The sequence below is a fragment of the Mucilaginibacter sp. genome (assembly GCF_041660805.1).
Classification (GTDB): Bacteria; Bacteroidota; Bacteroidia; order Sphingobacteriales; family Sphingobacteriaceae; genus Mucilaginibacter.
Window position 1 is genome coordinate 177,333 of record NZ_JBAZVP010000005.1, and the last position, 12,033, is coordinate 189,365.

Annotated in this window: 13 protein-coding genes and 1 pseudogene; 8 read left to right on the top strand and 6 right to left on the bottom strand. The window is 45.4% G+C overall.

Features of this window, described 5'->3' with window-relative positions; translation table 11 throughout:
- Positions 1-52 precede the first annotated feature (52 nt).
- From WC743_RS09710 to WC743_RS09730, 5 genes are all read right to left on the bottom strand, one after another.
- Positions 53-850 (bottom strand): DUF899 domain-containing protein, encoded by a 798-nt coding sequence (locus WC743_RS09710; protein WP_373011756.1) that lies wholly within the window; start codon positions 848-850, stop codon positions 53-55.
- Positions 851-1,129: 279 nt separating this feature from the next.
- Positions 1,130-1,606, bottom strand: a complete 477-nt coding sequence (locus tag WC743_RS09715) for a DUF6644 family protein (protein WP_373011757.1) — start codon at positions 1,604-1,606, stop codon at positions 1,130-1,132.
- Positions 1,607-1,617: 11 nt separating this feature from the next.
- Positions 1,618-1,971: a DUF6152 family protein gene (locus WC743_RS09720; RefSeq protein ID WP_373011758.1), complete on the bottom strand. Its 354-nt coding sequence runs from the start codon at positions 1,969-1,971 to the stop codon at positions 1,618-1,620.
- 136 nt (positions 1,972-2,107) lie between these two features.
- A complete protein-coding gene (gene ppsA, locus WC743_RS09725) occupies positions 2,108-4,762 on the bottom strand; it encodes a phosphoenolpyruvate synthase (protein WP_373011759.1) in 2,655 nt (884 codons plus the stop codon).
- Positions 4,763-5,117: 355 nt separating this feature from the next.
- Positions 5,118-5,534, bottom strand: coding sequence for a bleomycin resistance protein (locus WC743_RS09730; protein WP_373011760.1), 417 nt, complete (start codon positions 5,532-5,534; stop codon positions 5,118-5,120).
- Between the two features lie 347 nt (positions 5,535-5,881).
- Here WC743_RS09730 and WC743_RS09735 point away from each other — a divergent pair, with 347 nt between their 5' ends.
- The 8 genes and pseudogenes from WC743_RS09735 to WC743_RS09770 all read left to right on the top strand — a co-directional run bounded on the left by WC743_RS09735 (position 5,882) and on the right by WC743_RS09770 (position 10,117).
- The gene (locus tag WC743_RS09735; protein ID WP_373011761.1) at positions 5,882-6,193 is read left to right on the top strand and encodes an ArsR/SmtB family transcription factor; all 312 of its coding nucleotides are present in this window, start codon (positions 5,882-5,884) and stop codon (positions 6,191-6,193) included.
- Positions 6,193-6,651 carry an SRPBCC family protein gene (locus WC743_RS09740; protein ID WP_373011762.1) on the top strand — a complete coding sequence of 153 codons (459 nt, stop codon included), beginning with the start codon at positions 6,193-6,195 and terminating at the stop codon, positions 6,649-6,651. The genes WC743_RS09735 and WC743_RS09740 overlap by 1 nt, the downstream gene beginning before the upstream one ends.
- Entirely contained in the window at positions 6,648-7,043 is a 396-nt protein-coding gene (locus tag WC743_RS09745; RefSeq protein ID WP_373011763.1) for a hypothetical protein, read from the top strand. Before WC743_RS09740 ends, WC743_RS09745 begins: the two co-directional genes overlap by 4 nt.
- Positions 7,031-7,495, top strand: a complete 465-nt coding sequence (locus WC743_RS09750; protein ID WP_373011764.1) for a VOC family protein — start codon at positions 7,031-7,033, stop codon at positions 7,493-7,495. Before WC743_RS09745 ends, WC743_RS09750 begins: the two co-directional genes overlap by 13 nt.
- The gene (locus tag WC743_RS09755) at positions 7,492-8,343 is read left to right on the top strand and encodes an SRPBCC family protein (RefSeq protein ID WP_373011765.1); all 852 of its coding nucleotides are present in this window, start codon (positions 7,492-7,494) and stop codon (positions 8,341-8,343) included. The genes WC743_RS09750 and WC743_RS09755 overlap by 4 nt, the downstream gene beginning before the upstream one ends.
- 15 nt (positions 8,344-8,358) lie before the next feature.
- Complete coding sequence (locus WC743_RS09760; RefSeq protein ID WP_373011766.1) at positions 8,359-8,727, top strand: VOC family protein; 369 nt, start codon at positions 8,359-8,361, stop codon at positions 8,725-8,727.
- A gap of 184 nt (positions 8,728-8,911) precedes the next feature.
- Positions 8,912-9,040 (top strand): annotated as a pseudogene (locus WC743_RS09765) (helix-turn-helix domain-containing protein); the annotation flags it as partial.
- A 159-nt stretch (positions 9,041-9,199) separates the two neighbouring features.
- Positions 9,200-10,117, top strand: a complete 918-nt coding sequence (locus tag WC743_RS09770; protein ID WP_373011767.1) for an NADP-dependent oxidoreductase — start codon at positions 9,200-9,202, stop codon at positions 10,115-10,117.
- Between the two features lie 578 nt (positions 10,118-10,695).
- Here the strand turns inward: WC743_RS09770 and WC743_RS09775 are convergent.
- Entirely contained in the window at positions 10,696-11,907 is a 1,212-nt protein-coding gene (locus WC743_RS09775; protein ID WP_373011768.1) for a hypothetical protein, read from the bottom strand.
- Positions 11,908-12,033: the final 126 nt, after the last annotated feature.

The window sequence follows — 12,033 nt, forward strand, 5'->3', positions numbered from 1 at the left end:
GAGGTCATATTTCCAATTTTGATTTATTAAGGAAACTAAAGTTTTGCCCATCTTAATACTCGTCATGCCGGCGCCACCAAAAGCCCGTTTCGTTACGTCCAAGGGGCGCACGGTCAAGCCATTGGTACACGTTCCATAGGCCATCCAATCCACGCGAATAGGCAGAATAGGTATGATAAACCTTGCCATCCTCCAGTACAAAAGCACTCAAACCGGGTCGTTCACGGGTAAACGTTGCAAGGTCGGTTCCGGCCATGCTTGCAACCTGTGCAACAGGGCCCTGGTCATTTTCAGTTTTCCATTCCCGCACTGTTTCTCCCGCAAGCGGCTCACCTGTTCCGGTCTCGCGTGTGTAATTGTATTCGATACCTCCGTTGCGCTGCTGCTCCTCAGTGAACCATACATTGAAGTCGGCGTTGAAATCACTACCGAACGAAGACGCCCATGGAAACGACCAGCCCATTCGCTGCTTGTATTCCTGCAGTTTTGCCAACGGTGCACGTGATACCGCGGCAAGCATCACGTCATGATTCGCCAGATGAACTGCTATTCCATTGAAGCCGTCGGCGATTGCTGAGCAGGCCGGGCATCCCGCCTTGTAATCAGGCCCAAACATAAAGTGATATACCAGGAGTTGTGAGCGGCCTTCAAAAAGATCTGCCAGCGAGATACTTCCCTTTTCGGTTTCAAATTGATACGCTTTGTCTACCTCAACCCAGGGCATTTCCGTCCGGTGACGCGCCAACTCGTCACTGCGCCTGGTTAATTCTTTCTCCTCCTTAAGCAGCTTCAGCCGTGCTTCCAGCCACTCTTCTCTTGTTCCAACTTTGTGTGTTTTTTCGTTTTCCATGCCATTTTATTTATTATAGATGATCCGGTACTTCCATTCCTTTATTTTTGACACTGCCTCTCAATAGCGATATACCTGCCCGCTTATTTATCCTGTAAACGTAAAGTCAATTTTGGTTCTCTTTGATTGCCAGATAAATGCACAAACACAGTGCCATTATCAGATGATAGCCGGGCATATTCATCTGAAATTTGGAAACTTGAAACGGCAGGTAATAATTTATGGCGTATGCAATTGCGGGATTTGAAAATGCTATCCAACTGCAAATACGGAATATGTTTAGTAAGCCAATAAACGGCCACAGGCAATGATTGCGATCCAGACAACGATCGAAACAAAAGCGGATATCCTGGCTACAAAAGGAAGTTCCCCCTGAATTTTCCGGTTAACATGTTGTTTGAAAATAAGCTCGTGGAACACCAGCACGTTAAGTGCCGCGATGACCAATAAAATCATTTTGAGCCAAAAGGTTGGATCGGCACCCAGGGCCTTAGCGTTGGTGATGAATAACAACATCCCCGAGGGAATGACAAGTAGCAAACCCCTTGCCGACCACCGTAGTAAATGACGGGATAAACCCGATAACTGCAGGCTTTTAGAAAAGCCTAACAAGCGCAGATCAAACATAAACGCCGCACCAACAACAACGACTATACCTGTTATATGCACAATTTCTAAAGCCGGGTAAAGCCAAATTGATTGGCGAATACCATCCGCCCAGGATGTATTTTCCAGCCAGTCAAGAAATTGCGACATAAAAGGGACAATTATCGCAATTCATATTTCTTGCCCCCTATAAATATCCGTTCGGCGCGCATTTCGGTTTTTACGGTTTTATGGGGATAGGCAACGATCCTTAAAGAAGTCCCCTTTTTAATCATATCCGCAGATACCCCGCGATTTGTCATGCGGCTCGCGGGTGCCAGATAAACCAGCCACGTTACTCCATTGTATTTTACTTTAGCCAGCGCATGGGGGTTTTCATAAACGGATTCTTCAATAGTGGTTTTGAAATCCAGTACTTTATTCTGGTCATAGTTAGCCCACCCATGATGAAAGTAGGTGAACGATACGCAAAGCAAAAATACTATTGCCAGCGAAACAGTTTTTAAGCAAGACATAACTTATTTATTAAATTATAACGGGACCTGTTTTAGAAACAAAGAATAAACCAATATGTTTTTAGGAACGATACATGATGGATTAAGGGCCTTACTGAATTATTCGGGTACCTTAAAGGAGGCTATGCATCTCAATTTATAGTATTTCTATATATCCGTCCGTTCCATTCACCCGGATCCTCTGTCCGTCTTTGATCAGCCTGGTAGCATTTTCCACTCCGACAACTGCCGGTAAGCCATATTCACGTGCGATAACTGCTCCGTGCGTCATCAGTCCACCAACTTCGGTGACCAGGCCTTTTATGGATACAAACAATGGTGTCCAGCTAGGGTCTGTAAAGGTAGTGACTAATATGTCTCCATGTACGAGGCTGGCATCTTCCATATTTAAAATGACACGCGCCCGCCCCTCTATAACGCCGGAAGAGACAGCCAGTCCTGCAATAGCATCAGCCGGAAGATTTTCCCGGTTGTACTTACCTGTAATGATTTCACCATCAGATGTGAAAACGCGCGACGGCTTTAATTTTTGATATAACTTGTACTCATCTTTTCGTTTGCTGATCACTTGATGATCCAGTTTATTTGTGCTTATCACTTCGCGAAGTTCTTCAAAGCTGAGATAGTAAATATCTTCCTTTTGATGAATAACGCTGGTCTTTGCAAGCCGTTCGGCTTCTTTCAATAAAGCCTGCTTATAAACGAAATAGCGGCTAACGATTGCATATTTCGGATATTCGCGATAACCGCTGAGATTCCGGACGAGGTCGATCATTCTTTTTGTTTCTTTCACTTTTTGTTCACCATCCGGTAATTGCTTCAACCGATCCAATAATTCCTGTTCTTTTTTCAAAGATTCCTGTCGTCCTTGCTCAAATTTTCGCTTGGCAGCACCGGGTTCAAAATTTTGGATATTATTAAGAATGATGGGGACAAGTGTAACAGGTCTTTCGCCCCAACGGGTTCTTGTTATATCGATTTCACCGGCACATCGCATGCCATATTTTTCAAGAAAGGCATTGATGGTGTCCCGGATTTTTTCCCCGCCATTAAACTGAACCAGCTCATCCAAAAAGTCATCATTTTCTGCTTGTTGTAAGTATTCAATCACTTCCGGATAAGGACGGATTACATCTGCAACATTCAATAGTGTGAGGCCCATTTGCGAAGTGATATTATTAGGCACAGATTGAGCAATTGTGTCTGCTGCATTTTTCTCACCTAACCATTCGCTCATTTTTTCATTAATCCATGATGCGGCATTCATACCGGTCATAACCACATTAAAACTTTGTGGATCAGCATTTCTATTCTTTAATTGCTGAATATCTTCAAGGATGAAATCTAACACATCGGAGCCTGATTTCTTTTCGATGTTTTGTTTTAACGTCTCTATTGATGCTTGATTGGCGTTAATCAAATCACGAACGATTGTTGCATCATAATCGTTTAGTGCCTGGTAATTTGGAAGCGATATAGTTTTATCGCTCTTACCGGCACCTGGATCTTTTTTATCATCCGGTAACAGCTTAATAAATTCTGCCCGCTTTAAGATGTTTGTAAGTGCGTCTTTGATGATCGGGTCGGATTTTCCAAGGACATTTACCATAGTTTCTCTGCCGACAGGTGAAGCCAGCATAGGTGTAACATCAACAAATAATCTTCCGCCGGCAGTACGCATGAGTGCCGGTGTTGTTAACAGAAAAAAAGACAATCCCAATGGTTTCATGGCATCGGTCATCATTTGTTGATGACCGACAGATATGTAAACGTGATTCTCCTGGTCATTCGCTTCAGGGATGGGGTATAAAGTAGTAATTGGCCGGCTCTGGACAATATAAAATGTATCACTGGCCAAACACCATTCGATGTCTTGCGGGCAGCCGAAATGTTCTTCGATTTTTCTGCCTATGCGCTCAAGCTGCAAGATCTGCTCATCCGTCAGCGCTTGCATGTTCTGCATCTCAGGATCGATCTCCTGTTCTTTCGTACCGCCATCTTTTAAGGCGTAAATAGCCAGTTTTTTGGTGGATATCTTCTTATCGATAATCTGGCCGTTACACACTTTATAAAGATCGGCATTCACCAGGCCGGAGACCATGGCCTCACCAAGCCCGAAGCTGGCATCAATGGATGACATTTTTCTATTAGAAGTGACCGGATCGGCAGTAAACAAAATTCCCGCCGCCTGGGGGAGGACCATCTTCTGAACAATCACAGACAGGTGGACTTTACGATGATCGAAGCCGTTTTGAAGGCGGTAAATTATTGCCCTCCCGGTAAATAGCGATGCCCAGCATTTGCTGATATGCTTTAAGATTGCCGTTTTTCCGATAATGTTCAAATATGTATCCTGCTGTCCCGCAAAGGATGCCGTCGGCAGGTCCTCTGCAGTAGCACTGGACCGCACAGCAAAGGCATCTTTTTCATCAAAGTTTGCGAGATAACCCTTAATCTCTTCTGCTATATCTTTAGGAATGGGTACTCTTTCAATAGCCATACGGATCTTTGCACTGATCTCGCTGATACTTTCTCTTTCGTCGGCCTTAAAACGCGTTAATTCATCCAGCAAGCTGTTAAGTTCCTGATTGTTTTCGATTATCTTTTTATACGCTTCTGTGGTAACGCAAAAACCCTCCGGCACCCGTATCCCCTTGATCCTGGACAATTCGCCAAGATTAGCGCCTTTGCCTCCTACAATACTAACCTTTGATCTGTCGATCTCCTGAAAAGAAATTACAAATGTATTCATAGCTTTTTTTATGGCATTAAGTTTGTTTTCCCGTATCATAATTATGGCTTTTTAGAGATGTACAAAGTCAAAAATATAAGGTATTGCTTATCAAAACACCGTTTCTCAACTATATTTTTTTGCGCACAATAATGATGGAAATAACGACGTTTTCCATTTAGATAGAGGAGATGCGGATAGTTGTATGTGCCAGCTTCTGGTGCCGGTCGGGGATTGATTTTTGTACTTCATTATAAAAACAAAAAGCCTTGACTATTTTATAGTCAAGGCTTTTTGCCTCGTGGAGATGAAGGGGGCACAATCGAACACCTTATACCAACTTTAACGTTTTTTGAAAATTTAAAAATTGCCAATTAATGATTTTTTATATCTAATAGGTAACATCCCGCTGTAGTTAATTCATTACTTCATAAAAGGTGATAAGGTTTCCGTACAAGTCCAATGTGGCAAGATCACGATCTCCCCAATATTGTTCTTCGATCACCGAATGCTCATGATGGAGTACTCCTTGTGCCTTGTATTCCTGGTAAAGTTCATCAATCCCTTCAACCTCGATCCTGCAGCTGGCCGTTCCTGCTAGAAAACTTTCCGCTCCGCAGGATACCGGGCTTAGGAATAGAAAGATGCTCTTCCATTTCCACCCATTGTAGCAGGCCTGCCAAAGGTGAATTTCAACTGAACCCCTCACCAGGACCGCAAAGCTATCTTCCTGATGTCGTGCATGAAATCCCATTTTTGTTTTATAGAAATCCACCGCCTTTTTAATACTCACGACAGGCAATGCCGGAATGCTTTTTTTAAAATTAACCATTACTATTTGTGAAATTTACTCCCATCGTAGAGGTTGTACTTCCTAAAGTAAGAATAATAGTGGATTTTTTTGTTACTCAACTCTATACTCATGCCTGAAGAATTCGATTGAATAATATTTATTGTGGAGGCGGCGGGAGGTCAATAGAACAAATTGAACTCAATGACGAGTTAAAAGCGATGGAAATGGAGGTGTTTTTAATTCGTTTGAAACACCTGTTAGATCCTATTGACTATTCTTCCATGGTCAGCATATCCCAATTTTAAATAAATTTCTAAATGTATTTGCAGATGTTAAAATAGTTAGTAAGTTTGTACTTACGGTAAGTTTACACTTACTATTTAATTATGAATAGCAACGCAGCTTTTAACGCCCTGGGTGATCCGACCCGCCGGGCGATCTTTGAAAAATTACAATACCGGCCAATGGCTGTGGTTGACGTCGCCGATGGTTTGCCCATCAGCCGCCCCGCCGTGTCCCAGCATTTGAAAGTGCTGAAGGAAGCCAAACTCATTACCCTGAAAACCGTTGGCAATAACAATATTTATGAATTGAACCGCGAGGGCATCTTAGCCATGAGAAACTATTTAGATAAATTCTGGGACGACGCTTTAAATAACTTCAAAGCATTGGCCGAACAAACTGAAAAAAATAAATAATGCAAACCATAAATTTAACCTCGATCAAAAAAGAAGTCACGGTCGCCGCCTCACAGCAGACAGCCTTTGAAGTATTTACCCAAAAAATGGACCTCTGGTGGCCGCGGACGCACCATGTTGGCAGTTCGGATATGACCGAAGTGGTCGTCGAACCCTATGTGAACGGGCGCTGGTATACCAAGCACACCGACGGCAGCGAAGCCAATGTTGGTTATGTCCAAACTTACCGGCCTTATGATCTGTTCGTGCTGGCCTGGCAGATCAACGGCGATTTCAAATGTGACCCGGACCTCGTGACCGAAGTGGTCGTCGAGTTCATTCCCGAAGGTCCAAAGACCACCCGTGTCAAATTCGAACATAAGGATCTGCACAAGCTCGGCAATGGCAAAGCCGTGGAAAGTATGGATGGCGGCTGGGGCACCATGCTGGAATTGTATAAAAAAGCAGTGGAACAATGAAAGCAAAAACCTTACTCCGTATCGCCAGCATCCTGATGTTGTTGCATACCACCGGTCATACCATCGGTGCGCTGACCTGGAAGGATGCCCCGAATGCGCGCGTAGCGGCTGTTGTTGCGGGCATGCAAAACGAACATTTCAGGTTCATGGGAAGATCGCTCACGCTGGCCTCCTTTTTTGAGGGTTACGGGTTCGGTATGATCGGCGTACTGTTATTGGTCAGCATCTTATTATGGCTCTTATCAACTGCATTTAACCGCAGGATGATATGGGTTATGGGTATCTTCTTAATAGGCTTCGGTGTTAACGAGCTGATCTTTTTCTTTCCCTTTGCCGCGGCCTTTTCGCTGCTGGCCGGGATATTAACTTTATCTGCATTATGGCGAAAATAGTTTTTGGCAACCATTCCTCGGTGTTAGTTCCCCGCAAGGACCGGGAAAACATTAACCGATTTTATGTCGAGATACTCGGCGGCAAGCTGATGCAGGCCGATCCTGACCGGGATTTTATCCGCCTCGGTGATGATTTTTTTATCGCCTTCCTTTACGGCGAGGTTGACGATGTTAACCAATTGCACCGCAGCGCCCGCGCCATCTGGCTGGAACTCAAATCAGACGATGTGGCGGCGACCCGCCAAAAGATACTGGATTCCGGCCTGGTACAACAATTGGACGTACCCGACCCACATCTGTATTTCCAGGCACCGGGCGGGCAATGCCTGAGACTCGTCGGTATAGATGAGGACCTTTCCTTTTATGAAGGAACCGGTACCGGGCCGGATATGGAAAAAATTAAAGCAGCGCTTGGAAAACAGAGCCTGAAGCTGAATTTTGAACAAAGATGAATTACACGACCGCAAAATATAGCGTAGCAATTGAGCTTACCAGACCGCTGTCTGATGTTTTTGACCATCTGATTGATCTTTCAAAATGGTGGCCTGAGGAATTCGAAGGCGAAAGCCTCCAACCCGGTTCCGAATTTGTATTGAAGACAGGCGACGGGCACTATTCAAAAAATAAAGTGATCAAATTTGTGCCCAATCAGAAATTGACCTGGCAGACCACGGAGAGCCGGCGCAAATCAGATGGTTTTGACTGGACCGGCACCAAAATGATCTTTGAACTTTCAAAGCGGGGCGATCATACCTTCCTGGAATTTACCTATGACGGCGTTGTGCTGGAAGAGGAAGCTGATAGATTGGTTCAGATCTGTGATATTACGCTAAAGGAGCTGTTTTATAACTTTATCAATAAAAGCTTTACCGTAGCGATAACAGTTCCCAATTCTCCCCAGGAGGTTTTTAACCGCATCACCGATGATGTGGCAAAATGGTGGGGCGGCCCCGATCTGACAGGCAGCACACAAAAATTGAATAACGAATTTATCATTCACCATCCCGGCGCCCATTATTCCAAACAGCAATTAGTTGAAGTTACCCCAAACGAAAAATTGGTTTGGCTGGTGACGGAAAGCACCCTCGACTGGCTTAAAAAAGACAAGCAGGAATGGAAAAACACGAAAATGATTTTTGAGCTGACCACTAAGGACGATAAAACAATGCTGCATTTTACACATGAAGGGCTTGTTCCTGAAAAAGAGTGTTATGCGTTATGCCACGACGGTTGGAACACCGTTATTAAGGATTACCTGTTTCACCTGCTCACCGAGAATAAATCATATTTTTTAATTTAAATAGCAATCAAAACTATGGCACATGCAATCAACTGGTTTGAAATTCCAGCCAAAAATTTAGAGCGGGCGAAAGCCTTTTACGAAGCGGTATTAGGTATCGAAATGATCCTGCCTTTTCCCGACATGAAATACGCCATGTTCCCGGCGGATATGCAAAATGGCGAGATCGGTGGCGGCCTTTCTGAAGAAGAAGGTTTTGAGCCGTCACAGCAAGGCGCATTGATCTATCTGAACGGCGGCGATGACCTGGATGTTCCGTTAGCTAAAGTTGAAGCCGCGGGCGGTAAGATCATTTTGCCAAAAACTTCTATTGGTCCGAACGGCTTTATGGCGCGTTTTATCGACACCGAGGGGAACCGGGTGGCCTTTCATTCTATGCGTTAAAGAACGGCTTTAAGGCGGTGGCGACCTTTACCGGGTCGCCACTGTTATCCGCAGCCAGGTGGCCTGTTTTTAAACGTCACGCGTGCGCTAATACAGCAGCCAACTCATCAAGCGGCCGTTTTAAAAACGCCTGGCTTTGCGAACCGTCCGGTAACAATACTTTTGCTTGTAATTTCCTGGCTTCACCACGAACCTGACCATTAGTGAAGTAGCCTACAAGTTAGGGTTTGAGCATCCGCAGTATTTCAGCAGGCTGTTCAAAATGAAAACAAGAACATCTCCTGTGGAATTGCCTGGACGTTTGACATGCTGAAAACAAGATTGCCAGCGTCCTGTTATGTCGGAGAGGATGTTTTTGGATAGTTCAATGATAAGTATTAACTCTAAAAACTAAAAAAATGAAAACAGTAGTGTACGGCAATATCACTTCATTAAGTGGGTGTTTGCTGATGAGCAAAAAAGGAGGTGTGCTATGAAGGCGATAGTTGTAACAGACCAGGCTGCAGGAACAGCCGGGATGAAACTGGTGGAGCGGCCCGAGCCGCAGGCAGCGATAAATGACGTAGTCGTTCAGGTTTACGCGTCGAGTATCACCGGGGATGAGCTATCGTGGCCGTCGACCTGGACCGATCGCGCCGATCGTGACCGGACGCCGTCGATCCCCGGCCACGAACTGGCCGGAGTGGTGACCGCGCTCGACTATGGCACAACGGGGCTGTCGGTGGGGCAGCGGGTGTTCGGCCTTACAGATTGGTATCGTGACGGCTCCCTGGCGGAGTATGTAGCCGTCGAGGCACGCAACCTCGCGCCGCTCCCGGGCGACGTTTACTTCCCTGACGGCGCGGCCCTCGTGATGCCGGGCCTGACTGCGTGGCAGGGGTTGTTCCAGCACGGCCGCCTTCAGGCAGGGCAGACCGTCCTCGTGCATGGTGCGGCCGGCGTAGTCGGTTCGATGGCAGCCCAGCTCGCACGTGAGGCCGGCGCGTACGTCATCGGCACCGGGCGCGCTGCCCACCGTCAGGCCGCGCTCGACTTCGGCGCACATGAGTTCGTCGACCTCGATAGTGACGTCTTAGAGGATGTTGGCGGGGTCGATCTGGTTTTTGATGTCCTCGGCGGCGACATCGCGAAGCGGTCTGCGGGCCTGGTTCGCACCGGAGGAACGTTTGTGACCGTTGCCGGCCCGATCGAAGCGCAGCCAGCCGGAGTTCTGACTATCGACTTTGTCGTCGAAGCCGATCGCGCCCAATTGATTGAGGTCGTCCAGCGGTTCCGGGAGGGACGTCTGCGGACGAACATCGGCAACATCGCTACCCTCGACGACGCCGTTGCCGCCTTCAATCCGACCAATCGGGTCACAGGCAAGACGATCATCCGCGTTCGCCCGTAAGGACTCGGGGAGGTCGAGCGGTCGTGGCCTCCCCGTTGATTGGTATAACGATAAACCAACCCATATTGCAGAAAATGTAAAAATGCTCCAGGATGTAGGCGTTGTAGGTATCATATAGAAGATGAACTACATTTTGAGGTGATACTTCTACGTTGAATTGAATATAAAAACAAAAGTTATTTTCTAAAAACATTAAGGGTTTTACATCAATCAAGGCTAACCGAGTTGTCTGCTGACGGAAAATTAGTAGAAATCTTACCACCTGGGGCAATATACCTTGAAAAATTAGTTGTAAAAATTCCGGAGTTCTAAAGTGCGCTTCCAAATGATTAAAAAATGCACCCTTTTTACACCCCATTAAATATCAATATATAAAAAATGCCCTTATCTGTTAAATAAGAGCATTTTCACTGATTTTTTTGTGGAGGCGGGGGGATAGAGGTTGAACCATTGCAAGAAGAAACGAGCGAATTTGATGTGTTTTATTTCTACTTGAAAGAGTTGTTGGATGTTGTTGATGAAATGAAAAAATTCCAGCGCACTGACTTGTAGGTTGTACTAAAGTTATAGTGATGTTACTAATCGACACCGATATATTTATGCAGAGTAGCCTTGTTGCGCTCCGGTGTGTAATCGGCTGCGATTTCCTTAAGGTTTCGGGCATCGAGCAATGAGCCACATCCTGCCGCATGAAACAGGGAACTTAATTCCTCATCCTCATGGATTTTGTAGGCTGTAAAGGTGGATAATTTGTCGATACCCAAATACTTTTTATCATGTTTTACCAATCCGGTAAGCTGGCGAAGCTTGCGGCCTTCTGGTGTGTCATCGTTGGTCAGAAACAAAAAAGTAAGGATCACGAGTTTATTATCCTGCAAGGTGGTTACCAGGTACCCCACTTTATATTCATACATATTAAACTCGACCAGGGAACGGCCATTATTCATGACGTAATTCACCGGCTGTTCGTACAGGCTGAAAAATAAATGCGCGTGAACGTTTTCAGCTTTCAAACCGAGCCGCTCATCCAAACGCTGGAGGGCATGCCGCTGAATATAAAGCGGCAAGGCTTCGTCCGTAACGGATTGCAGACCAATAGCCGAAGGGCGGAATTTAACCTGTAAGATCACCCCGCGCGGAACAAATCTATTGACAGCGATAATTTCGCGTTTACTGCCCTCAATAACCACTTTGTCTACGATTGGCTTAAACAAATGAACAAAAATCGAATTCGACGTAACCCCAAGTTTTCCTAGGTTGATTTGCGTGCGGTCGGCGTGTAGAAAACCATCTTTATAATTTCCACTGCGCAGATCCATCAAAAATAACAGCGAAGAAAGCTGATTGGGCAAATAGCCATAATAACCATTAGTAGTAATAAAAAATGGTTGAAAGGCTGTACGCAATTCCTCCGAACCTGGAAAGCTATTTTCCCTCATTGTAGAAACGAAATGGATCAACGTTAATCCCTCGCTCAGCATCGTTTTTAACGGAATGCCATGCTCTGGAACATCGAAAGCCGGAGCGTCCAATAAATCCGATAGCGTTTCTCTATAGGTTTGCCAACGTTTGGCATCAATGACCACACTCGAAGCCATTTTAATAGTGAGCGACAGATAGCGGTTTGCGTATATGTTGTCAATAGCCGCTGCCGATATCACCTCAAACCAGCTAGGGCCAACCAGTTTATCGCAAACCATTTTCAGGCGCGACAAATAATCACGCTTGTGTTTAGCCTGCAAAGCGAGCGGGTTCATATCGACTGTTTTTTTCGTTTTCTTTTTGCTCATTGAATTAGGCTGGTTGAAACAAAAATACACTGTATTAGCCAATAACCGTTATCCTCTTACTGCTATGAAGATATACGCCCAGCTCGCATTTATTCATGTATAACGTAACTCGTGCTCCAATGCTTA